This is a genomic window from Enterococcus hulanensis (assembly GCF_005405485.1).
Classification (GTDB): domain Bacteria; phylum Bacillota; class Bacilli; order Lactobacillales; family Enterococcaceae; genus Enterococcus_A; species Enterococcus_A hulanensis.
The window spans coordinates 183,546-209,038 of the sequence record NZ_BJED01000007.1 but is presented as its reverse complement, the minus strand read 5'-3'; the positions used below and the strand labels follow the sequence as shown (position 1 = coordinate 209,038).

Genomic DNA, 25,493 nt, shown 5'->3' with positions numbered 1-25,493 from the left:
AAATGGTCAATGATCAGAGGTAAGGGGGATTTTATGTGAGGAAACTGTTAGCAATCTTTTTTTTCGCTTCAGTAGCAACTGTTGGTTTTATTTTTCCGCAAAAAACGATTTATGCGGAAAATATTAAGTATGAGCTAAGAAATGATGATATCCAAGTCATGGTGGAAGAGGAGAGCTCTACATCACAGGTAGTTAAATTACTAAAAGCTGATGATGAGATCAGCAGGATACAGGTCGGTTTGACAGCAGAGGCGAAGGAGAAATTAGCGGATAAGGGAAATGAAATGGATCAATTAGACCTAGCTGCACAAAAAGCTCTGACACTGAAATTTGACGAAGAAGTCACTTCAAATTGTGTGGAGTATATTTCGTATTTGAAGGATGGAAAAAAATTTCAGCTAGATTCATCCAACACGATTCCTTCTACAGAAGAAGTTGCACAAACGAATGATTTGCAAAGGGAGCAATCAAGTAAGACCACCGAAGAACAATCAACTGAACAAACCACTTCGTCTTCTGGTGACCACTCGACTGACGAAATCCCTCAAGACAATCCGTCAAACGAAGCAATGAAACCAAGAGCCGACGACCTTGGTAAGGGAAGTCCAGAAATACCGGAGGGCGGTCAGTTGATTAATGGTTTATTTGACAGTCCAGTTGGCGGAACAGGTTTTAGTGTTAAGCCGATCATGCCTAGTGGAACGATTAATAACGGAATGCCGTACCATGAAATAACCGTTCAAGGGAAAAACAATTGGGTAGCTATGTGGTCATTAGAGAATAATCGTTTGGATTTTTCAAAGTCCTTTAAAGGCAGGATGTATGTTAATTTCGGAACCGCGCAAGCTGACGGATTTACCTTTACTATTCATAATGATCCGCAAAAAACGCAGGCTCTGACAAAAGCAAGGGATCAAGGAAAGGATGGGCAAAATTTAGGGGCTTATGGTTCCAGCAGCGCCACTACTGTGAGCGGCGGTGTTCGAAAATACCCGAATGCGGACGCAATCGGCAGCTCATTTACGGTTGAGTTTGATATGTATACAAATGGGAACCAGCGTTTTCCTTATTCTTATGATGTTACTCCAAGTCAGCTTCCACGAGAAAACGTTAGCCCTCACATGGCGTATGCTTTTCCTGGTAATCGGGATAAAACCTATGGTCCAATCTCTAAAAGCGTCTTAGGCGTAATTAGTGACGAAACGGATTGGTTTCCCCTGATCGGTTCGGGCAGAGCAGCGAAAACGATTCATTCTGGCTTGAGGTATTTGAACCAATCTATCGGATCAAATGTTCAGGATGGAACTTGGTATGAGTTTAATTTTAGTTTTGATTTCCCTACTAAAACTTTCCAGTATTATTTAAGAAATCCAGTTACAGGTAATCAAACAATTGCCACAAGTGTTCCTTGGAGTGATCTTTCCTCTGAATTAAAACTTAGTGCTAACGATTCTAAAGCTTACTGGGGATTTACGGCAGCCAACGGAGCAAGCGAAGGTGCGGTAAAAATGGTCTTTGCGGATGTTCCTGTTCCGTTAGATTATGAAGCGAAGAATCAAATTTACGATTCTGCCGGACAAAACATAAGTGTGAGTGAAGAGGATGATAGTAAACAGAAATATGCGAAAAAAGGGGATTCTGTTCGATTTGAAACAGTAGCGACAGTGAAACAATTGGACTATACAAGTCCCTATCTTTTGTACGAAGGAGAGGTAAGCCCTGATCAAGTTGATATGAGCACACTTAAAGAATCCATAGTCAAGGTGAATGGTGAAAGTATCGGCTCTTTTATCCCAACAACGAATGCCAATGGGAGATTTAGTTTATACATTCCAAAGGAAATGAAACAAGGGGACGTGGTTGAGATTGAATCGACGATAAAGTCCAAAGTCGATATTTCTTCCGATATAAAGGATTCATTTTCAGCTAGTTTGATAACGATTAATCCTACGGCTGGATCGTATGACTACTTAACAGGAAGCCCCACTTATTTCTGGCTTAAAAATATAAGTCCCCCTTTGAAAGTATCCTGGTCGAATAAAGAAGAATTAACAACGTTGGAAAAAACAATCGATCGATCCGCACTCAGTGAGGAAGGATATGCTCTGCCATTTTATTACAGCGGAGGAACAGCTAATTCGACATTGAACTATATGTTATTAAAGTCAGACGGAATTATTGAACAGGGGACGCTTAATAATGGAGCAGCCACAACAGATACTAAGGAAAAAACTATGACGATTCCGACTTCACTAATAAAGTATGGAAGCAACACGTTCGTTTTACAGCTCACAGAGGATGGCTCGACGAATGCTCCAAATCAGCTTTCGTTTGTTTTAAATGTCCAGGGCTCAGTTCAACTATCTAAGGTCCCAACTACATTGGATTGGACAAATAGGACAATCGGAGAAACAAAAGGTGTCATGAACAGGGACGAGGGAAACAACCTTGACCTAGAAGTATTAGACAGTCGGGAGACACCTGCAAACGACTGGTATGTATCAGTTTCGATTGATAAACCAGCTGGCTCTTCCCCGCTTTCTGATGTAGATATGATCTGGAAAGACAGCGCAGGAAAAAGCACTTCAATCCCGGAATCAGCTCCCTCAACAGGACTCAAAGTTATGGACAGACCAGCTTCTACTCAAAATGGGTTCGCAAGTCAAATGCATTTAGGCAATGACGCGGGAGTGCTATTAAAAAGTGATAAGTATCTTTCAATCGGAAAATATGATGCTGCAATCAAAATACAGTGGACGCTAAACCAAACATATGAACCAGAATAATTTAAGGGGAAACCAATATGATCAAAAAGTTGTTAAGTGTAATTCTTTTTACGATGCTGATCTTAACGCTTTGCGTTGGAACCAGTGGACATGCAGCGGAGGGGTCTAATCATTCAAAGATAATCATTAAAATTGATGAGGCTAAGACAGTTGATAGTGACCAAAAAACAGATAAAAAAAATCCTTCAGATGGAAACGATCAAACTATCAAGAATGTCGAGGAAGCGAAGCGCTTTCCACAAACAGGTGAACAGAAATCGCCGCTAGCTTTTATCGGAATAGCGATGGTTCTCGCAATACTCATCATTGTAAACAGGAGATATAAGATGAGAGCTGATTTTAAGGAGTAAAGCACAAGGTTATGGGCAATATAAAAGTCGGAGAAATAGAAAGGAGAAAAAATGTTTGGGAATTTCAATCTATGGATTCTAGATAAGAAAAGCAGGCTTGCTTATGTCAATATTTTGATTGACGGTTCTATAAATGTACGTGCACCAACATATTGAGGTACGCACATTAAATGAAACACAAAATTTAGAAAATGGAGAGTGTAAAAAATGAAAAAAAAGGTATGGATTTCAGTTGTGAGTACGATTCTATTAGGATTAACGTTTAGTTCGGTTGCGAGTGCAGACGAGGTGGTAAATCAAACGAAGGAAACACCAGCAAGTATTGAGATCAAGGATAATGATGATAGTACTGATCCTCTTGATCCAACAGATCCAGATCAAAAATACTTAACGTTGGAAAAAGTTCCTGCAGCCTATGACTTTTCAACGAAATTGCAAGGACAACAAGTTGAAACAAGTGCAACGCTGGATGATTCAATCGATGTCTTCAATGACAGAATTCAGCGTGACTGGTCAGTAAAAGCCCAAGTAACAGATAATAACCTGGCATTAGAGGGAAAAACGTCTAAGCTGCCTGTAAATAATTTCAAGATTAATGATACGGAACTTGTAGGGACTGGAGCAACCGGGATTGTCGCAAAAGCTGCGACTGATAAAACAGCGGATAACAATACTGGTTTAATTAAAACTGCTGTAACAAGTGTGGATATCAAATTTACTGATACAAACCGCGAACTTAAAGCAAACGATAAGCTAAACGGCACAATTTCTTATCAGCTATACAATACTCCTGACGCAAAATAAAGTTGCAATAAGCTGCGATGTTTCGCAGCTTTTCTTTATATTCTAATTTTAAAGTAGGTATATCAATGAAACAAAAAACAGTTACGTCCGTTTTATCACTGCTTTTTATTGGTTTTCTATCCGTTATAGTCGCACCTCACGCTCATGCGGAAGAAACAAGTGATTCCGCTCAAAACGATGTTGGATACCATATTTATGCTGTTCTGCCAGAAAATCAAATTGGCGACAAGGATTCCTTTTTTAACTTACGTATGACTCCTGGACAGAAGCAAACAGTCGAATTTGTCGTAGCAAATACATCGTCAAAAGACTTGAGATTTAAAATTGAATTGAATCAAGCATATACGAATAATCAGGGGTTTATTGACTACTCAGAGGACAATAAAACCTATAACCTGAAAGATAAATTTAAGATAGGCAAGATCGCAAGCTGTACGAAAGAAGTTACCGTTCCAAAGCAAAGTAATAAAAAGATCCCTATTCAAATCTCGATGCCGGCTGAAGCCTTTAAAGGAGAAATCTTGGCAGGAATAAAAGTAACAAAAGTATCGGAAGAGCAAACAGGAATCTCCAACCAATATGGCTATATTCTTGGACTTAGATTGAACGAGCAGGATGATGAACTAAAACGTGAGATTCAATTGAAGAAGATCACACCAGCAGTATCATTTGGAAAAACAAGTGTCGTTGTAGAGCTTTTGAACCCTCAAATGGAATCTTATGGAAAATTAGACTATAAAGTTGAAATAAAAGATGACAAAAGCGGGAAAAGAGTCAAAACGAAATCCTATAAAGAACTGCAGATGGCGCCAAACTCTTTGTATAAATTTGCGATTGATTGGGATGGAGAAAAGCTGGTTCCCGGTGACTATCGAATGAAGTTGACGATTAATGATAAAAAGAACAATCAATGGGTGTTTGATAAGCGTTTTACCATCACCTCTAAAGAGGCCAATGAAGTGAACGAAGTAGTTATCGATAAAACAGATCCTTTGAATATGAAAATTTTAATTATAATTTTGATCGTGATAGTTATTCTCCTGCTGATATTTTGGAAGTTTAAAAAAGCCAATAAAAGCAAAGCATGATGAGTATTGCTAAAGAACTAAACAGTATATAAGGCGGACGAAATACGCCGCCTTTTTAAGTATGAAGAAAAACCTTCTTATCAATTTAGAGACGCTATCATCAGGAGCAAAAGAGTTTAGTGAACGACACTAGGGCATAGGAGGGAAAATATGAAGCCAATTTTACTTTTGACAAAAAATATCTTATTCGATATGTCAATTCAGCAACAAGTTCAAAAATTGAACAAAGAAATTATCAGCTCGTCAAAACTATTGGATCGCTTGAATAATAAAGATGAGCAGCCTGATTGGTTACAGTTATTCTCAACGGCGATTATCAGCGAAACAATAGGGAAACTTGAGCTGCTGCAAATTTTGCTCTATTTAAAAAAATACGATATACCAACCGTTCGCTTAGTTGAATCTCTACCAAAAGCTGAAGAAAAAGAAAAATGGAAGCAGAGCGGGGTACATGCCTGGTTGGTTAACAGCTGCAGTATGGAAGAGCTTAGGGAAACGCTTGATGATGTGCTGCTGAAAACGAATGATCCTTCTGAACCCAAAGAGATTCTCATGATCAATCCACTACGAGTTCGCTCGATAAAATTCTCGATGAACGAAAAGAAAGTTCTTGCCTTAATGATAGAGCATCCCAATGAAGCAGTTTCTAGAGAAACTTTTTGTAAAAAAATATGGGGAGAAAGCACACCATCAACTAAGAATCAGCTATCTTACTTGATGAGTCAAATCAAAATGAAGCTGGCTACGATTAGTTCTCAAACTTCAATTATTGATACGGTGTGGGGAAGCGGCTATTTAATTAAGGATTATGCCTGTCCCATCATCAGCTCTTACTTGAACAGTTCCAATGAAGCATAATTTCTGTACGGAAGACAGAGCTGCTTTTGCCCAATCTTTTATATAGGTTTCAGCAGTTTTTCTAAGGCTTGTTTTTTTCATTTATCAGCATATTCTCCTCTACCACTCATAAATAAATATGCTTTTTTGAAGAAAAGACTTGAATTACTAGGGAAATGAAAATATAATTTAAAAATAAGTAAATAATAATTATTAAATGATAAATAGTAAAAAGGGTAGATTACATTCGGTGATGAAAGAGAAAGGCATCAAGTTTAATTTACGATTGAATCATTTATGGAATATATGACACTTTTTTTCTTTATCGAGTCGGTTGTTCTTAAAATATTTATTTTTAATAGAATTAAATTTGCTTTTGTGTTTTTAAACAGTATAAACAAGGAGTGGAGAAATGAATAAATTAGTAATTAGAAATGTGTTATTATCAATCGTTGTTGGAATTATTTTGTTATTTCCGATAACCGCTGTGCATGCTTTATCAAGCACTCAAGGAGCTGAGATTTCTGATCCAGAAACAAATTCCGAATGGGGGCACGTCCTATATTTTCCGAATTCTGAAACAAGTAAAATAAACAGGTATTCATTGAATCTAGCTAGAAACTTTTTTAGTTTTGACCCTAAAGCTGCTTGGACTACTATAATTCCTCAAGAGCAAGCTGGTGCACAAGAAATAGCCGCTGATTCATTTATAATGAACCTGAAGTATAATAAAACGATGGCGACGATCCAAGATTTTTCTGATCATGGGATCAGCTTTCATTTCTTTACAACGCAAAATGGGACTGACTTTACCGATGTAACCAATTCCTTGATCGCAAAGGATGGCGCATATCAAGTACCGGGAAAGTTTGTAGGTTATCGAATTGAAATGGTGAAGATAGATCCAAAGGCTTCAATCCCCGATACCTATGAAGTAAGCTCAAATTGTACTGTAAATGTGAACTTACAAACATTGACACAGGAGCAGCTAACGGGACAAGCTGGGTTGGATAGTTGGTTGGATTCACAATTTCCTAATGATCCCCCGACAAATAATCGTCAGAATATTTTTGTCATTCGACCAGCGATCGATGGTCAAGTCAACTATCAAAAGCTTCTTTCAACTACTGATTCTCCTAGTTGGGAAAAATCAACTGCGATAAAAGGGATACCAGTCGATCTAATTGAGCATACAGAGACAGGGGAAAAAGTAGTTGCTAGTACATTGACTGATTCAGAAGGCAAGTTCCTTTTTTCAAGTAATGATGGGAAGGATTTTACTGTTTCTGATACGAAGAATAAATTGAGTATTCGAGTTAATTCAAAAAATTATTCAGGATGGATTGTTCAAAATAATACACCAGCGGCCACAGAGGATTTGTCAGTGGATGTGGGAAGATTGACTGATATTGCTCAAAAATCAGGCAAGTACACCCTGGCGGAATCTAAAACAAACTGGAATACACCGTTTAATGAAGTGCAAGAGGCCGGAAAAAATGCAACGAATAATCAGTTTATCTTAACTGACCTTTTCACTGAACCCAGTACGACAGAACCAAGCACCACTAGCACGAGCACAACAGGAAGCAGTACGACGACCGGAACGACCACGACCAGTACAAGTACAACAGGAAGCAGTACGACGACCGGAACGACCACGACCAGTACAAGTACAACAGGAAGCAGTACGACCGGAACGAGCACAACTACGACAAGTACAACCACAACCAGTACGACAGAACCCAAAAAAGGCGTTCTTCCTGCAGGCTCCAATAATTCAAACAATAATTCTCAAGTTATCAGCTCCAGCAAAAACAAACAATTGCCTATGACGGGAGAAAAGCAGTCTATTTTATCAATCGCTTTTGGTTTAGCAGTTTTATTGCTAGCCATCAGTTTGCTGCTAGCAACCAAAAATAAAAAGGTAAGTTAAAAAATATTTTAATATAGGAATAAAAGCGGACCCGACAGTTGCGGTTCGCTTTTTCCAATTTGTTAAGAGTTTAAAATTTTTGAGCAAACAATAGGGAAGTGTAAGTTAAGAATAGTAGTGTATCGAAGGCTCTGACCGCGGGATTGATAGATAAGTATTATTCCTCAGCAAGAATGACACAGTTGTGTCAGAGGAAATGAAAGGTGTAAAAACTGTATTTCGCTGTTCCAAGCAGGACTTCTCACGAGTTTCCTCAATCCTAATTTAAAAATCGACTAAATGAGTACAAAACTGATTGATAACTAACAAGGAGTTAACTATACTTGTCTTTATTGATAGAAAAGATATCTTGAGGAAGCTAATTGTACAGAATTACTCTTGAGGCGTTGGATGAGTTTATCCCGCCTCATTTTTATGGCGCCCTGATAGGAAATGGGCTTCAATTAAAAGTGATTAACCATTCTTCAAGAATTTATAGATAAAGAAAGGGCGCAAGTATGGAACGATTAAAAGAATTATTAGCAGAGAAATTTGGCTATACGCAGTTTCGGAGTGGACAGGAAGAGATCATTCAACGGGTTCTGCAAAAGCAAAATGTCTTAGGGATTATGCCAACCGGCGGCGGAAAATCGATTTGTTATCAATTGCCGGCACTCGTTCTTGAAGGGTTGACCCTAGTTGTTTCGCCATTGATCTCTTTGATGAAAGACCAGGTAGACAGTCTGAATGAATTAGGAATTCCAGCTGCCTTTATCAACAGTACATTATCTAATTTGGAGATGAATGAGCGCCTTAGACAAGCTGCACGCGGCGAGATCAAGCTGCTGTATGTGGCGCCGGAACGTTTGGAGTCTGCGGATTTTCGTGAAATGCTGCATTATGTTCCGATTGAACTGATGGCTGTTGATGAGGCGCACTGTATTTCTCAGTGGGGGCATGATTTCCGCCCCAGCTATCTGAAACTAGCGGAGACGATTGAGAATTTCAACCAGCAGCCAACGATCATTGCCTTGACTGCAACGGCTACACCAGAGGTAGCCGATGATATCTCGAATTTGCTGCATATTTCAAAGGAAAACGAGATCAAAACAGGTTTTGCCAGAGAAAATTTAGCTTTTCAGGTTATTAAGGAACAGAAGGATATTTATCTATTAGAATATTTGAAGCTAAATCGCGGACAATCTGGGATCATTTATGCGTCAACCCGTAAAGAGGTTGAACGTTTGTATCATCTGCTGAAGCATCATGACTTCGCTGTCGGGAAATATCATGGCGGCTTAGCGGATGCCGAGCGATTGCAGAATCAAGAGGATTTTCTGTTTGATCGCATCGAAGTGATGGTGGCGACAAATGCCTTTGGGATGGGGATCAACAAAAGCAATGTGCGCTTTGTGATTCACGCGCAAATCCCGGGAAATCTGGAATCCTACTATCAAGAGGCGGGGCGGGCTGGACGCGATGGGTTACCAAGTGAGGCGGTATTGCTCTATGCGCCTCAAGATATTCAGATCCAGCAGTATTTCATTGAGCAGTCTCAATCAGAGGCGACGTATCAGCAAAATGAATACACCAAATTGCGGGAAATGAATCAGTATGCCCATACACAAATGTGCTTGCAACGCTATATTTTGAAATACTTTGGCGAGGACCAGCCGGACTGCGGAAGATGTAGCAACTGTTTAGACGAGCGCGAGCAGGTCAATATTACAACAGATACGCAGAAGGTCTTGTCTTGCGTGAAGCGCATGGGAGAAAAATTTGGCAAGGCGCTGGTCGCTAAGGTTTTGACTGGATCAAATGATCAAAAAATCAATCAATGGAAGTTTAATCAGCTGCCAACCTATGGACTAATGAAGGAGCATTCGCAAAAAGAGGTTTCCGGTTTGATTGATTATCTCACGGCGGAGCGCTATTTGATCCCTTCAGAGGGGCAATATCCTGTGTTGTCGGTTTCTCAACAGGGCGTTTTAGTTCTTAAAGGCGAGCAGGAAGTCTATCGTAAGCAGGCACCGGTGAGACAATTAGTTGCGGATAATGAGCTGTTTGAAGAAATGCGGAGTTTACGCTCGCAATTGGCGCAAGAGAAAAATCTGCCGCCATATGTCATCTTCTCAGATAAAACCTTGACCGAATTAGCAGAAAAGCAGCCGCAAAGTCCATTAGAATTCCTGCAGATCAAAGGTGTCGGAAAAAGTAAACTCGACAATTACGGCGATCAATTTTTAGCACTGCTGAAAAAGGAAAACTAATCTTAGCACTTCAATCAAAAAAACTATTACATTCGGCCGCAACCTAGTGTAATAGTTTTTTTGTCGTAAACTCTCTATTCTAAAAAATTAATTCGTCTCAAAAATTTGCGGAACGATCATATCGATCCGAAGCAGCTCATCTTCTGAAAGAATTTTGCCATCCTTGCGCCAAATATTGATTCTTCGTTGATCCTTTTCAAGAGCGTAATTTTCGGTAACGTATTTGGCTCGTGGATTATTCAAGAACTTTTTAATGAATTGTGCTCGCAGCTGGCTAAGTGACAAGCCATTTTCACCTTGCATCAAGAAGGGCGATTCATAGTAATAAACACGTTGATCATTTGAAACGGTTCCTCTCATATTGTCCTCCTTCTGTGGTTCTCTGTTAAATCTATTCTAGCACTAATTTTACAATAAAAAATAGTGATTTAGAAAGTCGTTTTTCAGATTTTTGAAATTACTTTTTTAATTTTTATCATTCAAAATGAATTATTAACAAAAGAACAGAGTGATTCTTTGTTACAAAGAAGTCTTTTTACTAGTAAAACTAGTAAATTTTCTTGAAACGAGAAAAAATTTTTGACGTTCAAGTAATCGATATCTCTGATATTTGTTATTGAATGCTAATTATTAAGAAGAAGTGCAGGCGTTTTATATTGTTCTTTCAGTGGATTTAAAGGCTTTGTATCAATTAAACCCTTTTCTTTTGTTTTTTATAAAGGAAAAAGGTTTTTCTGTTTGCTATTTACAAAACTGTTATTTATCGCTATCATATTTCTATAAAATGAAAACGATTACTATTTAATAATAAGTTGGGGGTATGAAAAATGGATGTAGCAAAATTAGGTCAAAGACAGCTCTTTTTGATGAAATGGGAAAATCTTGAGGGAAGAATTCTTAAACGCTTTGAACAAAGCCAAAATGTTTCAGAGGTCATTGAGTATCTTGTGGCGGTTTTTGTGCGGAGCGCCCTGTGTTCGCGTGTGATTTCGGAGACGCTCCAAGCATTAATTCGTGAGCTGTTCTTAACGTCAGAGCCTAATGATACGCTGCGCCGTTATGCTCCTTATTTTGAGAAGTATTGCGAAAAAAGTGAATGGAAAACGATCATCAAGCGTCTGTTTCGTAATGAAGCGGATTATTTGGCTTGCACCAAAGAGGCTCGTGGGTATAAGGAATATTTAGTAAAAGAAGGCACGCTGGATATTCGTCAGGAAAATCATGCTTATATTGTGGAGTCCTTCTTTGAAGATATGAATGGCAAACGCCACAAATTGACGATTCGGGAAGTTGATCCTAACAAAGCTGCGTCTGTGGTCACGAAGCTTTTGCAAATTTTGACGACCTTGACGATTTTCGAAACAAACGGTGTCCGGAAATTCGTCAAATTTATCAATTACGAAGGCTCGGGGAAAATCATCACAACCGCTTATGATACTCGTTTGGAGGAAGTGGAGGAGTCTGCTCAAGAATCGTCGGACAAAAAAGCTTCTAATGTTACGAATGCTAAAAAATCACCAAAGAAATCCGAAAACGCGAACCAGTTTGCTAATGAAACTGAATTATTACCGAAGCAAACCGTAACACCACAAGACAAAACCAACGTAACGCCAACACCTGCAACTGCCGCCTCGAAGCAAAAACCGAATGCAAAGAAACCCTCCGCAATCCCTAAAAAACCAGACACCGCCTACCTGCGCTATGGCAAAACGACTGAACGAATAGAAAAAGAACGGGAAGATCGCAGGCTCGAAAGAAAGAAAAACAAATTATTGAAGAAAAAGAAGAAATAAAATTTGTCTGCCCACTTATCGATCTGTGTCTTTTTATCAACAGCAGTTCGTCATGTACGACGATCATACGAAAACGTAGAAATACATCTTTTTCTTAAACGCTGTTTTCAAATCAAACATGTTTTCAAACAGCCAATCGGCCAATTTTGCAGGCATTTGTTACTGATCTCAACAAAATAAAAAAAGCGATACTGGCTTGGTCCGGAAATTTTGATCAAATGTAGTCAGGTCTATTTGTTGTGACCATTTTTAAACTAAAAACCAAAGCAAAAGACCTGTTCATTTTTTTGAGCAGGTCTTTTGCCGTAAAATTTTATGATTGATTGTCCTTCATCGTTGTGATCTTGAATAGAAATGATTGGGTGAATACTTGGAATCTTGCCAGCAGGTCTTTTTCAAACTGGATGATTTGCAAATGAGCGCTTTGACAATACGCTTTGATCTTGGTGTTTCGATAAAACGAAACACGGACGAAATCCATCAGCAGAACAGTGATTCCGCCGGCAAAGCCGCAATTGTACAAATTGATTCCCGCAGTTAGATACTGTGTGTTTCGAGTAATCAGGGAGAATAGGGCCCCAGATAGTGTGCCGGTCACCAGTCCATACTTGCGAGTCATTGGTGAAAGGGTACTGGCAAACAGGATGATGACGATATTATTGGTAGTAGCAGCATCGCGGTATAGCAGCAGGGCAGTCAAGAAAACTCCCAAGGCAGGGAAAAAGAAATAGCGAAATTTAAAATTATACATACTAAAACCAGCGAAGGTCAGAATAGCTCCAACCAAAATTCCGCTTAGAGGAACCTTCAACAGCAGAGTAAAAATCACGGCAAGGTAGCCATATAAGGAAAAGCGGGCGATTTTTTTCAAATCTAAGAACAGATGCTTCGAACGATCAATGTTCTTTTTATAGAAATAAAGAAATACGAGAAAGGGCAGCGTGAACAGAGCAGCAAGAAAGATCAGTAACGCGTGGTGGTGTTCAAAGGAAAGGTCATGGGGCACGATTTTTATTGCTAAAATATTTCGGGTAGTCAAGTTTCCAATCACACCAATGAAACCAGCGGAAAAGCCCATGTTGTAAAGGTTCAATTCTTTTGTATGGACTTTCAAAAATTCGAAGATGGGTAAAATCGTGTAGCCGATTAAAAGTCCGGCGACTAACGCGATAAATTTATTAGAAATAGCGGAATGATCCGGCGCACAATAAATCGTGCTGACGATCGGCGATAGGCAGGTACTCAACAAACCCATAACCAGCAGATCCTGTCTGCCAGAGTGATGGATTCGCAAATAGATCAAACAGCCTAAAATGATCGGGGCGGAGTTGACGATATTCTTCCCAAAAAATGAAAAGCCGGAGAGCATCATAATCACGGAAACGGTTAATGAGCAGAAATGATGCTTATGCTTTCGCAGGAGGAAGAGACTGCTTAAGGTTACCAATCCGCTATTTAGAAACGCCGCTCCAACACCGGCAATGTGAACATAATCGGTAATCAAGTTACTTGGCGAGCGCACGATCTGTTCCATACCAGAAATCAGTTTTTCCGGACTGGTGAGAAAAAAGGCGGCCAACGTAATCGATAACCCATAGGTTAATAAAAAGATAAAAATGATATCTGTTGAAAATAAGACTTGTTTTGTTTTCCCCAAAGAATCACACCCCTCTAAGTGACTTGAACGACGGTTACTCCCAGCTTTTGGATCTCATGTAAGATTTCTTCTGGACTAAATTGATCGGTGATTAAATAATCGAAGGCGGAAATATCGGCCATTTTGAATTTTGAAGTTACGCCGATTTTGCGATGATCTGCGACTAAGATTTTACATTTAGTGGTTCGTTTGACCATCAGCTCATTAATGGTTGCCTCAGTCATCTGCTTGGTAGTCACTCCATTTTCGAGGTCGATCCCGCTGCATCCCACGATACAGACATCAGCGTTGACCGCAGATAGCGTGTTGATCGCAACATCGCCGACTAAAGCTTCTTTTGGATAGCGCATTTCTCCGCCGGTCAGGACGTAATGATAATTGGCATTTTGCGGAGAATAGTTGATCTTCATATTATTGGTAACGATTGTCAGATGATCAACCTGCAGGTAGTCAATGGTTTTTAAGGCAGTTGAACTGGAATTGATAAAGATTGTATCGTTGTTTTGGATGTGCTTGCTGGCTTCCTTAGCGAGCAGCTGCTTTAGGCGAACGGGGCCAGAATGATCGCTTTCGGGTTTATTGTCGTAGTTGAAGATGCAATAGCCGAATTTACGAATGATGTCATTTTTTTCTTCTAATAAATGCAAATCACGGCGAATCGTACTGAGGGAGACATCCAGTGCCTCAGCCAATTCTATAGTCGTCAGATGTTCCTTCTTTTCTAAAATATCCAGAATATCTTTATGACGTTTATCGATATTAATGATTGAATTCTTCAATGAACTTCCTCCAATATAAACATTCTCTTGGGATCAAGGTTGATCCTACAGCGAAGAAAACGTTTTTATATGAATTTATTATACACGTTTTAAGAGCGAATTTAAATTATAAATCGTAAAAAAAACAAATAATCAGCGATAAAAGCATGAAACGCTCTTTTTATGGCTGCTTTCAATACTGGCAGCTAAAAAAATTCTCTTTTATTAAGAGCCAGAAATGATAAGATTGAAGGATGGAAGCAACGTTCGGAGGTCAATGAGATGAACATAATGATTATTGAAGACGAAGCGAAAATAAGATCAGAGCTTGCGATTTTATTGAAAAACGCGCTATATGACGTTTCACTGGTGGAAGATTTTTCAGCGGTGGAGGAGCAAGTAAAGCAGGCGAATCCTGATTTGATCTTAATGGATATCCATTTGCCGGGGCGCGATGGCAATGAGCTGTGCGGAGCAATTCGTCAGTCGCTGGATGTGCCGATTATTTTTTTGACGAGTGAGACTGATGTCATGAGCGAGACTAACAGTATGCTGATGGGGGGCGATGACTACATCACAAAACCTTACCATCCTTCTGTGCTGCTGGCTCGAATCTCGGCAGTGTTGAAGCGCAGCGGCCATTCAAAGGCGGACGCGACACTGCTAAAGTACAAAGGGGTAAGTTTGGATACACGCGCCTATAAGGTCAGGACCGATAATCAGGCAGTGGAGCTGTCAAAGAATGAATTCAAATTGCTGCATTATCTGTTTCTGCATCAGAGTGAAGTCGTTTCCCGTTTAGACTTGATCGAATACCTTTGGGACAACGATGTTTTTATCGATGATAATAGTTTGAGTGTCACTGTGAATCGCATTAGAAGCCGTTTAGCGGAAATTGGTGTGACTGATTTCATCGAGACTAAACGCGGCGTCGGCTATAAAATTTAGAAAACGGAGAAAGCTATGAACTTTGCAGATTATTTAAAAGACAAGAGTTTATTGATTCTCTTGAATGTCAGCGGCATGCTTTTTTCAGGTATGTATTTAATCGTCATCGGCAACAATTTTGCGGCGATAAGTATTTTAGGACTTTTTTGGCTGGGAATACTCAGCTTGTGGCTGCTGCTTGATTATCGACGTAGAAGAAAATATTTTTCTGAGATTTTTGACCTGCTGGCTGATTTAGAAAAGCCTTACTTGATCCAGGAATTTATGGGAAAGAGCTGGCGACTGGAAGACAAGCTCTACCAGCAGATCTTGCGGCTTTCGAATAAGTCGGTGATTGAAAAAATCCAGACGTTAGAGGATCAGCAAAAGGAGTATCGCGAATTTATCGAAGGCTGGATTCATGAGGTGAAGCTGCCGATTACCGGCATGCGGCTGGTTGCATATAATGAGAGCAATGAGCTGAAACGTAAGTCAGAGCTCTACTTGACCGAAATGGATGAATTGGTAGATAAGGCGCTATTTTATGCCCGCTCTGATCAAGTCTACAAAGATTATGCCATCAAGGAAACCGATCTAAAAACGATCGTCAAAGAGACGATTAATAAGTACAGATATATTTTGATCGAAAATCAGATCAAGGTGACGGTGTTGACTGAATCAACCTTTGTCCAAACCGACAGCAAATGGATCGAATTTATTTTAAGTCAGATCGTCGCCAATGCGATTAAGTACAAAAAGCCGGGAGCCGGTGAGATCATTTTTTCTGTTCAGGAAGTAAAAGACGGGATAAAGCTATCAGTCAGAGATAACGGGATTGGTGTCCCGTCGGATGAATTGAATCAAATTTTTGAAAAGGGCTATACCGGAACCAACGGCCGTTCTCGCGAAAAGACCACTGGGATTGGTTTGTACTTGTGCAAGAAGCTTTGTAAGAAATTAGACCTGACGATCGGGGCAGCCTCAGTGGAAAAAGACTACACCGAAATTTATTTGGTTTTTCCAGTAAATAGTTATCTTTCAAAACTGTAATGTTTCAGTCACTTAAGACCATACAACAACTAGTCGTAAGCTTATAAACTATTCTTAATAGCTAGTTCACTTTAAAAATAGCTTGATGGATAGGAGAGAAAATAATATGCAGCCATTTATTCAAATCGAAAAAATAGAAAAATATTATGGAAGCAAAGGCAATATTACAAAGGCCTTGGATCAAGTTGATTTTGAGATCGAAGCCGGAGAATTTACCGGAATCATGGGAGCCTCCGGATCAGGCAAAAGTACCTTGTTGAATGTGCTTTCGACTATTGATACCGTAACTTCGGGTCATGTTTATTTTGATGGCACGGATATCAGTACGCTAAATGAAGATCAAGTCGCAGAATTTCGCAAGAAAAATATCGGCTTTGTTTTTCAAGACTTTAACCTGTTAGATACCTTGACGATTGAAGAGAACATTACGTTAGCGATGAGTCTGCAGGAGCATTCGAAGAAAAAAATCGTGGAGCACGTCGATCAATTACTGAAGCAGCTGGGAATTGAAGAAATCCGAAACAAATTTCCTTATGAAGTATCCGGCGGACAAAAGCAGCGGTGTGCCTGTGCGCGGGCAATTGCGAATCAACCCATGGTGATTATGGCGGATGAACCGACTGGGGCTTTGGACTCAAAATCCGCTCAAACACTGTTAGAAACCTTCGTGACAATGAATGAGAAATTGAATTCAACGATTTTAATGGTGACCCACGATGCGTTTTCCGCCAGCTATTGCAAGCGCATCTTGTTTTTAAAGGACGGACAGATTTTCCATGAACTGATTCGCGGAGATCGCGCCCGCCGTGATTTTTTAAACAGTATTCTGGATGTCTTGTCGGTCTTTGGCGGAGGTGGGGGCAATGTTTAAGACCTTGATCACTCGCAACGCCAAACGCTCCTTCAAGGATTATCTGATCTATGTCGTTACAATGACGATCATCTCAACGTTGATGGTTTCGTTTCATGGCATGATTTTTTCAAAGGATCTGCGCTCGCTTTTTTCAGAAATGTCAGTTTTTACGGTTTTGATTGCAACAGCCTCTTTTTTTATCATCGGGATCGTTATTTGGCTGGTGAAATACATGGTCAATTTCATGATGGAAAAGCGCAGCAAAGAATTCGGAACGTATCTATTATTAGGAATGAAAAAGAAACAGATCATCCGACTTTTTCGCAGAGAAAATTATCTGTTAGGGCTGATTTCCGCGATCTTGGGTATTCTTCCGGGTTTCTTGTTCCAATTATTGTTTGTGAATATTTTCTATGCTGTTTTGGAAGCTGAGTATCGAATTTCTCCAGACTTTAACGGCTATGCAATTCTGTTAAGCTTTGGGGTATTGGCGATCGCCTATTTCTTTGCTTTACGTACGATTAAGCGAAAAATGAAGAAAATGACGATTCGCGATTTTATTCTGCTGGATCAGCAAAACGAAAAAATCATTCATGAGCGAAATTCACGAAAGGGGATCTTCCTTTTTCTATCGGTCGTTTACATCCTTTTCTTCAATTACTTGATACTGACTTCAAGCTTGACGCTTTATACTGGCATAATTTGTTCCTTGATCTTGGTTCTTTCGATTTACCTTTTGTACTATGGACTATCGGCTTTTTTTATTCGTTTTATTCAGCGGAAAAGGCCGATTATCTATAAAAATGAAACGATCTTTATTTTGCGCCAGCTGTCCTCGAAAATCAAAACAATGCGCTTTACAATGGGAACCTTGACCGTGCTTTTCACGGGTGCCCTGCTTAGCTGGATGGTCGTGATGATGTTTGCCGATTTTCAGCGAACTCAGGTGAAACAAGATTTGCCCTTTGATGTCGCTCTATTCAGCCCGAATGTCAATGATTCTTTTAATGAGCAGCTGACAACGATTGCTAGTGAGGCAAAAGTAAAAGAGTCCTTCCAATATTCTATCTATCAGAATAAGACAACTGTAATAAATGATTATCTTTACGATCATGTCGACAGTACCTATAAAGGAAAGAAAATCAAAAAAAGATGGACAGACAGCACCTATTTCGGCTATGACACTTACATGCGCCTAAGTGACTACAACCATTTAAGAAAAATGCTGGGCTATGATCAGGCATCGTTAAAAAAGGGGCAGTACATTCTGCATGGAAAAGAAAGACTAACGAAGCAATGGAAAAATATTGGCAAAGAATTAAGGATTTCGGCTGCGGATCAGACGTTAAAGCTGCGGAAAATAAATATGGAATCCTTCGCGCAAGGCGGATTAAACGGTGCCGATTATTTAATCGTGGTACCCGACGAAACGGCGAAGCAGCTAAAGCCTTACTTTCGCTTATTAGTTGCTGATTTAGCAACTACAGGATCAATGGATCTACAGGAAAAACTGGAAAAACAAAATCAAAGCTATGTGACAAATGATAAGCTGGGAGATCTATATACTATGGCCTATGGTCATGGCAGCAATCAAATTGTTACGACCTCCGGATCGGTGATGGTCAAAGATTACTTAGTGAAGCAAGCCAGCTTTGTGGTGGTTTCAGTCTGCTTTATGATGGCTTATCTAGGAATTGTGTTCCTCTGTGCGGCGCTGACGATTTTAGCCGTCCAGCAATTAAGCGACGCCAACAAACATCGAATAAGATATCAGATTCTGCAGCAATTAGGCTTGAGCAAGCGGGAAATGGAAAAGGTCGTTTTGAAGCAGCTCGGACTTTACTATCTTTGTCCATTAAGTGTTTCCGTCATTTTAAGTTTTTCCATCGGACTTTTTGCTGGTGAACGTTTTGTGTATTATACTGGCGTGCCGGCGAGTCCAGTGAAATTCTATGGGATTGCCTTACTGGTATTTTCCGTCATTTACTTGGCCTATTTTTTAGTAACCTATATCGGCTTTACTAGAAATCTGGAAAAGGGCTGATAGCATCAAATAGTCTGATTGAGTTGATCACAGCGATCAATTCAATCAGGCTTTTTTGATGTTCAAAATAGGACCAAAGCCCGATAGTCTCCAGAACCAACATCGGCTAAAATATAAGTAACAAGTTACCCATTTAGTTAGAAGGGAGGAATAAGGTGAATATTGAAAGTTTAACGGAGCAGTTTAAAGCAGGACGTGATAAGCAGCAGCGGGCGATTTTCGCCAGCTTGTTTATCCTCGGCAACCGCCTGCAAACCTCCTTTGATAAAGTCGATCCATTGATTACCATAAAACAGTTCATGGTGATGATTATGATCAAACAGGCGCCGGAAAGAGTATTAGATTTGACTAGCTGCGGGGAGCTGTTAGGCTGTTCAAGGCAAAATATCAAAAAATTAGCCGTAGCCTTGGAAAAGCAGGAACTAATTACTATTTCTCGCAATCATAAGGACAAGCGGCGAACCGATCTGTTGCTAACTGCCAAAGGTGAAGATTATTTCCAGTCAGTCGCACAATTACATGAAAAAGCGTTGAACGCAATTTTCGAGGAATATTCCGATGAAGAATTGGAACTGTTCTTTCAGATTTTTATGAAATTATATGCTGGTGCAGAAAAATTAGAAGCCATGGAAGATCAGGTAGTTCGAACAAGGAGGAACCAAGATGGTCAATAGTGTAATTTATGCAACGAAAAAGGGCAGTGCGGAAGTCTACGCCAAGGCATTTGCTCAAAAGAAGAATTACCCGATTTATGAGCATAAGCAAGTTTTATCGGAAGATTTGATTGACACTGAAAAAATTTATTATTTTGCTAGTGTTTATGCCGGCAGTTTGCAAGGAATAGAAGAGCTGAAAACGAAGGTCCCAGAAAATAGTCAGCTTACGATCCTTCCGGTTGGTTTGAGTTCAGTGAATGACCATGAGAAATTGGCGGAAATTCGTGAGGGAATCGTTAAAGTATTTCCGCAGGCGAAAATTATTCACCTGAGAGGACGGCTAAACAAAGAACAGCTGAAGCTGCCGGAAAAATTGATCATAAAAATGATCAGTAAAAGCAGCAGAAAAAAAGCCGAGCAGGAAAAATTGGATATTGAAAAGGCAATCGAACAAGTAGACACTACCGGCAGCGTGGATTATCTTGATTTGGCAGAACTAGTAAACATTGATTAATTTAAAAAAGGAGTGGGAGCAGCTATGGGAAAACGAGTGATCATTATTTTACTCATCTTAGTCGTCGTCGTTATTTGTGTGAAATTCGGGGCAGCTTTTTTAACAAAACGTGCATTACAGAAGGAAACGATTAATCAAGTGAATATTTCTAAAAAGAGTGATGGTGAGTATGAAGGCTATTATCAAATCAAACCAGTTTCAGCAAAAGTCAATGTGCAGGTAGCAGATGGCAAAATTACGACGATTGATATCAAGGAGCATATGACCGGTTTAGGAAAAAATGGCGAGAAGATCGTCAATAAGATTATCGATGAGCAAAGCTTGGCGGTGGACGCTGTAAGCGGGGCGACTCAGAGCAGTGTTACGATCATCAAAGCGGTCGAGGATGCTTTGTCAAAAGATAATTAGGATTTCTTCCATATATTGATTTTAGCGATTTTGCTCGATATAATTAACTTATCAAAGAGGAAAGTAGTCGATTGATATGTTCTATATCATTTATAATAAAGTATGCATTGAGATTCGCTCCGCACAATTGAATGTACTCAAACATTGTTCGGAGCCTAATCGTTATAAATCATCAGTCCTATCGTTTTAATCAGAAATTAGATGATTTCTGGCTTATTCGGTATGCCTGATCGTTTTCGAGGCCATTGACGATGTTTATTGTCGATGGTCTTTTTTTGCATATTTTTTACGCGTAAAAGGAAGGTTTGTGAGAACAATTTCTTTTACCGAGATAAAGGAATGAGAACATGAAAAAAATAAATGATCTAACTACAGGAAGTGTAACCAAGCAGCTGATCTATTTTGCGATTCCGCTTTTTTTAGCGAATCTGCTTCAATCACTTTATAATATTGCCGACATGCTGGTAGTCGGAAGAATCGTTGGAAGTACCGGAGTGGCAGCCATCAGCAATGCCTCATCGATCGTCTTTATTATCAACGCTATTTGTATGGGCGTCGCTACAGGTGGTACCGTCCTAATCGCACAATACCGCGGAGCAAAAAATCAGCTGGCGCAAAAACAGACAGTTGGTACGATTTACGCACTAACGACCGTCATCGCCATAGTGATTACTATCGTCGGGATTTTAATGTACAAAAATATCCTCACTTGGATGAATGTGCCCAAAGAAGCGTACCAGGATGCCTGCGAATATATGCGGGTGATCTTTATCGGAACGATTTTCGTCTTTGGCTATAATGCAACTTGTTCCATTTTACGAGGCTTTGGCGATTCTAAAAGTCCCTTGTACTTCGTAATGATCGCGGCCGTCATCAATGTTTTCTTAGATTATTTGCTAGTAGGACCTTTGGGAATGGGAACGGTCGGTGCGGCTTACGCAACGATTATCGCTCAAGCTGTTTCATTTGGAATTTCGGTCATCTATTTAAAAAGACACAATGCGATTTTCACTTTCCAATTGTCCAGCTTCAAAGTTGACGGCAGTACTCTACTAAAAATTCTAAAAGTCAGTCTTCCCACAGCGATCCAAATGACGGTGGTAAATGTTTCCTATTTAATGATTGCGATGATGATTAATGAATACGGGGTCATCGCTGCTGCGGCTGCTGGGATCGGATTAAAAATCAACACATTCGCAGGTATGCCATGCTGGGCGATCGGCCAAGCCGTAACCACAATGGTCGGTCAAAGCATGGGCGCCAAGCTGATTGAAAGAACGAAAAAAATTGCTAAGACCGGTCTGATTGGAAGTCTGCTTGTATCGCTTGCGGCCGTCATTTTTATTCAACTGTGTGCGGAACCGCTGATTCAGTTATTTGATCGATCGAATAAAGCCGTTTTAGCAGCCGGAGTAAGCTATTTGAGAATTTGCTGCTGCTGGAATAGTTTGTTTTACGCAGCAATGTACAATTTTGATTCCTTTGCAGTCGGCGTAGGCTTTGCGAATCTAGGAATGGTAAATGCACTCTTAGATGCTATGGTCATTCGCTTGCCGCTGTGCTGGTTATTAGCAACTTCACTGAAAATTGGCGTAGAAGGGATCTATTGGGCACAAGCACTATCGCCGATTATCCCCGCCTGCATCGGTCTGATTTACTTCTATAGTAAACGTTGGCAGAGTCGAACAATAATTTAAAAAAAAGGTGCCTTTTCTGATTAATAGAAAAGGCACCTTTTTCATTACAAATAGTATTTAAACAAATCCGGCAGGTCGACACGGACGAGTTCTTCTGAAGCCAAAACCAGCTGATTCTTTGAATTATAAACGGTTCCTAAGTGATGAATCACGGAGAGTCCGCTTTGGACATTGAACAGCTTGGCCTGCTGATCGGTTAATAGACTGATCGAGACTTGATTCATCCCCTTGTATTTCGGATCGATATCAAAGGCATCAAGGACCTGATACAAAGAACAGGACAAATCATTTTCAAATAAGAAGGTATCCTCCAGTGGAAAATAGTTTTTTTCCAGCATGATCGGCACGCCATCGATTTTGCGAAGACGTTCAACAGCTATGACCTTTTCAGAGCTGAATAACCGCTCAAATCCGGTTGGAACAGGAACTTCTTGAATAGAACGGACCTCGGAAGTCAGTTTTTTTCCTTGCTCTAGGCAAACTTGGGTTAATGACAAGCTTTTCTGTTGGGCTTCACTTCGTTTTTTTACAAAGGTGCCTTTTCCTTGGAGGCGGGTCAAATAGCCTTCCTCCACCAATTCGTCAATCGCCTTGCGAACGGTGATTCTGCTTACGTTAAAGCTTTTCTGAAATTGCGCTTCGGAAAGTAATTTATCGCCTGGCTTCAACTCTTTTCGGTTTATTTGTTGAAGGATGGCTTCTCTGATCTGTAAATAGAGAGGTTTATTATTATCGATAATCTTTTGAACCATGATCACACCGCCTTTTCTCTATTATAAGCAAAAGAGCTAGATGGTTCAACTATAGTACAAGTTCGCTTAAATGTTATAAACTTGTATTGACTGAATTCTAAACATGTATTATACTCGTATTATCAAAATGACAGGAACAAGCAAAAGAAAGTGAGGAGTTACAATGGAAGTAAGAAGCATCATCGAGGAAATCAACGAAAAGCAGCAGACGGTAGGCGGGATTAAAAATGTGGTGTGGTTAGCGGCAGGCGGCAGCTATGGCGGTTTTTATCCAGGAGATTATTTTTTGAATCAAGAGGCGGCAGGAATTCGTTCTAGAAATATCACGAGTAACGAGTTTGTTCAAGCACCGCCAGCTTTTGTCGGAGAAAATACGTTGGCAGTGGTTTGTTCGATGCGGGGAACACCTGAGACGATCGAAGCTGCTAAGCTCGCGAAAAGACTTGGTGCAGCAACCATCGCATTATACGTTGATGAATCTGAATTAACAGAGGTTTGCGATTACCAAATCAGCTATGATTCCGTTGCGGTAGACAGCAGTGATTTTTCTAAAACCAACTCCGCTTATGGCTTAAAGATTGCGATGCTAGTGATGGATGTCGTTGAGGGCTACGAGCATATAGAGCTTGCGCTGGATAATTTTGAAGCAGTCAATAGTATTTATGATCAGGCTGTCACAGAGATTCGCACCAAAGCAATCAAATGGGCGATCCAAAACCGTGAATCGAAATCTATTCATGTTATGGCGAGCGGAGCAACCTTTGGCGCAGCCTATGTATTTTCGATTTGTAATATCATGGAGATGCTGCAAATTGATTCACCAACCGTTAATTGCTGTGATTTCTTCCATGGACCATTTGAAGTGATCGATGAGGATACCTCAGTCTTTCTTCTAATGGGCGAGGGCAGCAATCGATCAAATGACGAACGAGCAGCACGCTTTTTACAGGAATTTGGCGGAAAGAAAGTTTTCCGGCTGGATGCGCGGGATATCGGCGTAAACAAATTTGATCCGAAGGTCAGCGAGCATTTCAATCACTTGATTTTCTCTCCAATCTTAAATAATGTCTTCATGCGGGAATTAGCCTACCAAATTAAGAAGGACTATATGACACGCACCTACATGTGGAAGGCACAATACAACTAAGAGAACCAATCACCCAGCAGCTTAATTATTGCTGGGTGATTTTTTTGCTGGCTAGTGTCGAATTTGCCCATGATATTATAGAAGAAAAGAGAATTAACTTTTATTGTTTCTCAGTAAAAATCCAACGATCGGCATCTGTCATTTCCCTCCAACACTTTCTCCACACAATTTTTCTAACACTTTCCGAAGTGTTGAAAGCGTTTGATCAACCCTTGGTACAGCTAGCTTTACGACTTGTAACAAAAGTTGGCACGGTAGTTGCTTATATAAAAGTGAGAACAGTTATAAGGAGGATAGGGAATGAACAAGATTATTTTAGCAAGCCATGGAGAATTTTCGCAGGGATTAAAACAGACAGCATCAATGATTATTGGTGATGAAGGGAATATTTTTGCGCTATCAGCATTTCGCGATGAAGATGAGCCCATCAAGAATCAGGTGGAGCATTTATTAGAAGTAATCGGCTACGAGGATGTCTATCTTTTGACAGATATTTTTGGCGGGAGCGTCAACAATGACTTATTAACACTTCAGCAGCAGTATCCTGAGCTTCACCTGGTTGCAGGCATGAATTTGCCGCTGGTGATCTCCATCGCGACTCAATCAGGCAAGATTGACGCTGATCAAATGACAGCGCTCCTTGAAGAAAGCCGCCAAGCCATGATCGACTGCAAACAGTTATTGACCACACAAATTAATATTGGAGGGGACGATTTATGATTAAACTAGTACGCATTGATTATCGATTATTGCACGGACAAGTTGTTTTTTCTTGGACCAAATCCCAAGGGATCAACCGCATTATCGTAATCAATCACGAAGCGGCGACGGATGAATTTAAGAAGATGTCGCTGAATTTGGCCAAACCAACGGGTGTGAAGCTGAATATTTTTACTGTAGAAGAAGCCTTAACAAAAATGCCAAAGGTCGAAACATTAAAAGAAAATATCATGCTGATTTTTGGAAATACAAAAGAAACCTTAGCCTTTTGCGAAGCGTATCCCAAGCTCAAGGAAATTAACTATGGCGGAATTCCAAAAACAAATAATGGCAAGCAGTTCGGCAGTGCGATTTTCTTAAACGAAGAGGAACAGATGGAAGCCAGAAAATTAAAGGAGATGGGAATCAAACAGTATATGCAGCAGATACCAACCTCTAAATCAGAGGATTTAAATAAATTAATTTAAAAG

Annotated in this window: 23 protein-coding genes; 19 read left to right on the top strand and 4 right to left on the bottom strand. The window is 40.0% G+C overall.

Annotated elements, in window-relative coordinates; all coding sequences use genetic code 11:
* Positions 1 to 35 precede the first annotated feature (35 nt).
* The 7 genes from FFR60_RS09870 to recQ all read left to right on the top strand — a co-directional run bounded on the left by FFR60_RS09870 (position 36) and on the right by recQ (position 10,047).
* Positions 36 to 2,786, top strand: a complete 2,751-nt coding sequence (locus FFR60_RS09870) for an L-type lectin family protein (protein ID WP_137664016.1) — start codon at positions 36 to 38, stop codon at positions 2,784 to 2,786.
* A gap of 17 nt (positions 2,787 to 2,803) precedes the next feature.
* A complete protein-coding gene (locus tag FFR60_RS09865; protein ID WP_137664015.1) occupies positions 2,804 to 3,136 on the top strand; it encodes an EF2685/EF0750 family sortase-dependent surface protein in 333 nt (110 codons plus the stop codon).
* Positions 3,137 to 3,343: 207 nt separating this feature from the next.
* Positions 3,344 to 3,940 (top strand): WxL domain-containing protein, encoded by a 597-nt coding sequence (locus FFR60_RS09860; RefSeq protein WP_137664014.1) that lies wholly within the window; start codon positions 3,344 to 3,346, stop codon positions 3,938 to 3,940.
* Between the two features lie 65 nt (positions 3,941 to 4,005).
* Positions 4,006 to 5,028 carry a WxLIP family cell surface protein gene (locus tag FFR60_RS09855; protein WP_137664013.1) on the top strand — a complete coding sequence of 341 codons (1,023 nt, stop codon included), beginning with the start codon at positions 4,006 to 4,008 and terminating at the stop codon, positions 5,026 to 5,028.
* 150 nt (positions 5,029 to 5,178) lie between these two features.
* Positions 5,179 to 5,886 (top strand): helix-turn-helix domain-containing protein, encoded by a 708-nt coding sequence (locus tag FFR60_RS09850; RefSeq protein WP_137664012.1) that lies wholly within the window; start codon positions 5,179 to 5,181, stop codon positions 5,884 to 5,886.
* 391 nt (positions 5,887 to 6,277) lie between these two features.
* A complete protein-coding gene (locus FFR60_RS09845) occupies positions 6,278 to 7,798 on the top strand; it encodes an LPXTG cell wall anchor domain-containing protein (RefSeq protein ID WP_137664011.1) in 1,521 nt (506 codons plus the stop codon).
* Positions 7,799 to 8,295: 497 nt separating this feature from the next.
* Positions 8,296 to 10,047: a DNA helicase RecQ gene (gene recQ / locus FFR60_RS09840; RefSeq protein WP_137664010.1), complete on the top strand. Its 1,752-nt coding sequence runs from the start codon at positions 8,296 to 8,298 to the stop codon at positions 10,045 to 10,047.
* Positions 10,048 to 10,134: 87 nt separating this feature from the next.
* Here the strand turns inward: recQ and FFR60_RS09835 are convergent, their stop codons facing one another.
* Entirely contained in the window at positions 10,135 to 10,407 is a 273-nt protein-coding gene (locus FFR60_RS09835) for a hypothetical protein (protein WP_137664009.1), read from the bottom strand.
* Positions 10,408 to 10,874: 467 nt separating this feature from the next.
* Here FFR60_RS09835 and FFR60_RS09830 point away from each other — a divergent pair, with 467 nt between their 5' ends.
* Entirely contained in the window at positions 10,875 to 11,840 is a 966-nt protein-coding gene (locus FFR60_RS09830; protein ID WP_137664008.1) for a hypothetical protein, read from the top strand.
* Between the two features lie 313 nt (positions 11,841 to 12,153).
* Here FFR60_RS09830 and FFR60_RS09825 read toward each other — a convergent pair whose 3' ends face one another.
* Together FFR60_RS09825 and FFR60_RS09820 are read right to left on the bottom strand one after the other, a co-directional pair.
* The gene (locus FFR60_RS09825) at positions 12,154 to 13,497 is read right to left on the bottom strand and encodes a DUF1576 domain-containing protein (RefSeq protein ID WP_137664007.1); all 1,344 of its coding nucleotides are present in this window, start codon (positions 13,495 to 13,497) and stop codon (positions 12,154 to 12,156) included.
* A gap of 14 nt (positions 13,498 to 13,511) precedes the next feature.
* Entirely contained in the window at positions 13,512 to 14,276 is a 765-nt protein-coding gene (locus FFR60_RS09820) for a DeoR/GlpR family DNA-binding transcription regulator (RefSeq protein ID WP_137664006.1), read from the bottom strand.
* Between the two features lie 261 nt (positions 14,277 to 14,537).
* On the opposite strand from FFR60_RS09820, the gene FFR60_RS09815 reads away from it, so the two are divergent.
* From FFR60_RS09815 to FFR60_RS09780, 8 genes are all read left to right on the top strand, one after another.
* Positions 14,538 to 15,203, top strand: a complete 666-nt coding sequence (locus FFR60_RS09815) for a response regulator transcription factor (RefSeq protein ID WP_137664005.1) — start codon at positions 14,538 to 14,540, stop codon at positions 15,201 to 15,203.
* 15 nt (positions 15,204 to 15,218) lie between these two features.
* Positions 15,219 to 16,232 (top strand): sensor histidine kinase, encoded by a 1,014-nt coding sequence (locus FFR60_RS09810; RefSeq protein WP_212741901.1) that lies wholly within the window; start codon positions 15,219 to 15,221, stop codon positions 16,230 to 16,232.
* Positions 16,233 to 16,338: 106 nt separating this feature from the next.
* A complete protein-coding gene (locus FFR60_RS09805) occupies positions 16,339 to 17,103 on the top strand; it encodes an ABC transporter ATP-binding protein (protein ID WP_137664004.1) in 765 nt (254 codons plus the stop codon).
* Positions 17,096 to 19,129, top strand: a complete 2,034-nt coding sequence (locus tag FFR60_RS09800) for an ABC transporter permease (RefSeq protein ID WP_137664003.1) — start codon at positions 17,096 to 17,098, stop codon at positions 19,127 to 19,129. Before FFR60_RS09805 ends, FFR60_RS09800 begins: the two co-directional genes overlap by 8 nt.
* 155 nt (positions 19,130 to 19,284) lie before the next feature.
* On the top strand, positions 19,285 to 19,803 hold the full coding sequence (locus tag FFR60_RS09795) for a MarR family winged helix-turn-helix transcriptional regulator (RefSeq protein ID WP_137664002.1): 519 nt from the start codon (positions 19,285 to 19,287) through the stop codon (positions 19,801 to 19,803).
* Complete coding sequence (locus tag FFR60_RS09790) at positions 19,793 to 20,299, top strand: flavodoxin domain-containing protein (protein WP_137664001.1); 507 nt, start codon at positions 19,793 to 19,795, stop codon at positions 20,297 to 20,299. The genes FFR60_RS09795 and FFR60_RS09790 overlap by 11 nt, the downstream gene beginning before the upstream one ends.
* Positions 20,300 to 20,323: 24 nt before the next feature.
* Positions 20,324 to 20,707, top strand: coding sequence for an FMN-binding protein (locus FFR60_RS09785; protein ID WP_171004908.1), 384 nt, complete (start codon positions 20,324 to 20,326; stop codon positions 20,705 to 20,707).
* A gap of 347 nt (positions 20,708 to 21,054) precedes the next feature.
* Positions 21,055 to 22,404 carry an MATE family efflux transporter gene (locus FFR60_RS09780; protein WP_137664000.1) on the top strand — a complete coding sequence of 450 codons (1,350 nt, stop codon included), beginning with the start codon at positions 21,055 to 21,057 and terminating at the stop codon, positions 22,402 to 22,404.
* A 44-nt stretch (positions 22,405 to 22,448) separates the two neighbouring features.
* Here the strand turns inward: FFR60_RS09780 and FFR60_RS09775 are convergent, their stop codons facing one another.
* Positions 22,449 to 23,156: a GntR family transcriptional regulator gene (locus tag FFR60_RS09775; protein WP_137663999.1), complete on the bottom strand. Its 708-nt coding sequence runs from the start codon at positions 23,154 to 23,156 to the stop codon at positions 22,449 to 22,451.
* 163 nt (positions 23,157 to 23,319) lie between these two features.
* Between FFR60_RS09775 and FFR60_RS09770 the strand changes: the two genes are divergently transcribed.
* The 3 genes from FFR60_RS09770 to FFR60_RS09760 all read left to right on the top strand — a co-directional run bounded on the left by FFR60_RS09770 (position 23,320) and on the right by FFR60_RS09760 (position 25,490).
* On the top strand, positions 23,320 to 24,303 hold the full coding sequence (locus FFR60_RS09770; protein ID WP_137663998.1) for a sugar isomerase: 984 nt from the start codon (positions 23,320 to 23,322) through the stop codon (positions 24,301 to 24,303).
* A gap of 300 nt (positions 24,304 to 24,603) precedes the next feature.
* Positions 24,604 to 25,023 (top strand): PTS sugar transporter subunit IIA, encoded by a 420-nt coding sequence (locus FFR60_RS09765; RefSeq protein ID WP_137663997.1) that lies wholly within the window; start codon positions 24,604 to 24,606, stop codon positions 25,021 to 25,023.
* Positions 25,020 to 25,490 (top strand): PTS sugar transporter subunit IIB, encoded by a 471-nt coding sequence (locus tag FFR60_RS09760; RefSeq protein WP_137663996.1) that lies wholly within the window; start codon positions 25,020 to 25,022, stop codon positions 25,488 to 25,490. Before FFR60_RS09765 ends, FFR60_RS09760 begins: the two co-directional genes overlap by 4 nt.
* The last annotated feature ends 3 nt before the right edge of the window (positions 25,491 to 25,493 follow it).

What these genes read in the sequence shown, in the direction of transcription:
- FFR60_RS09815 (WP_137664005.1), top strand. Translation starts at nt 14,538, where the DNA reads ATGAACATAATGATTATTGAAGACGAAGCGAAAATAAGATCAGAGCTT.
- FFR60_RS09800 (WP_137664003.1), top strand. Translation starts at nt 17,096, where the DNA reads ATGTTTAAGACCTTGATCACTCGCAACGCCAAACGCTCCTTCAAGGAT.
- FFR60_RS09860 (WP_137664014.1), top strand. Translation starts at nt 3,344, where the DNA reads ATGAAAAAAAAGGTATGGATTTCAGTTGTGAGTACGATTCTATTAGGA.
- FFR60_RS09810 (WP_212741901.1), top strand. Translation starts at nt 15,219, where the DNA reads ATGAACTTTGCAGATTATTTAAAAGACAAGAGTTTATTGATTCTCTTG.
- FFR60_RS09830 (WP_137664008.1), top strand. Translation starts at nt 10,875, where the DNA reads ATGGATGTAGCAAAATTAGGTCAAAGACAGCTCTTTTTGATGAAATGG.
- FFR60_RS09760 (WP_137663996.1), top strand. Translation starts at nt 25,020, where the DNA reads ATGATTAAACTAGTACGCATTGATTATCGATTATTGCACGGACAAGTT.
- FFR60_RS09770 (WP_137663998.1), top strand. Translation starts at nt 23,320, where the DNA reads ATGGAAGTAAGAAGCATCATCGAGGAAATCAACGAAAAGCAGCAGACG.
- FFR60_RS09780 (WP_137664000.1), top strand. Translation starts at nt 21,055, where the DNA reads ATGAAAAAAATAAATGATCTAACTACAGGAAGTGTAACCAAGCAGCTG.
- FFR60_RS09765 (WP_137663997.1), top strand. Translation starts at nt 24,604, where the DNA reads ATGAACAAGATTATTTTAGCAAGCCATGGAGAATTTTCGCAGGGATTA.
- FFR60_RS09785 (WP_171004908.1), top strand. Translation starts at nt 20,324, where the DNA reads ATGGGAAAACGAGTGATCATTATTTTACTCATCTTAGTCGTCGTCGTT.
- FFR60_RS09805 (WP_137664004.1), top strand. Translation starts at nt 16,339, where the DNA reads ATGCAGCCATTTATTCAAATCGAAAAAATAGAAAAATATTATGGAAGC.
- FFR60_RS09775 (WP_137663999.1), bottom strand. Translation starts at nt 23,156, where the DNA reads ATGGTTCAAAAGATTATCGATAATAATAAACCTCTCTATTTACAGATC.
- FFR60_RS09790 (WP_137664001.1), top strand. Translation starts at nt 19,793, where the DNA reads ATGGTCAATAGTGTAATTTATGCAACGAAAAAGGGCAGTGCGGAAGTC.
- FFR60_RS09865 (WP_137664015.1), top strand. Translation starts at nt 2,804, where the DNA reads ATGATCAAAAAGTTGTTAAGTGTAATTCTTTTTACGATGCTGATCTTA.
- recQ (WP_137664010.1), top strand. Translation starts at nt 8,296, where the DNA reads ATGGAACGATTAAAAGAATTATTAGCAGAGAAATTTGGCTATACGCAG.
- FFR60_RS09855 (WP_137664013.1), top strand. Translation starts at nt 4,006, where the DNA reads ATGAAACAAAAAACAGTTACGTCCGTTTTATCACTGCTTTTTATTGGT.
- FFR60_RS09835 (WP_137664009.1), bottom strand. Translation starts at nt 10,407, where the DNA reads ATGAGAGGAACCGTTTCAAATGATCAACGTGTTTATTACTATGAATCG.
- FFR60_RS09850 (WP_137664012.1), top strand. Translation starts at nt 5,179, where the DNA reads ATGAAGCCAATTTTACTTTTGACAAAAAATATCTTATTCGATATGTCA.
- FFR60_RS09845 (WP_137664011.1), top strand. Translation starts at nt 6,278, where the DNA reads ATGAATAAATTAGTAATTAGAAATGTGTTATTATCAATCGTTGTTGGA.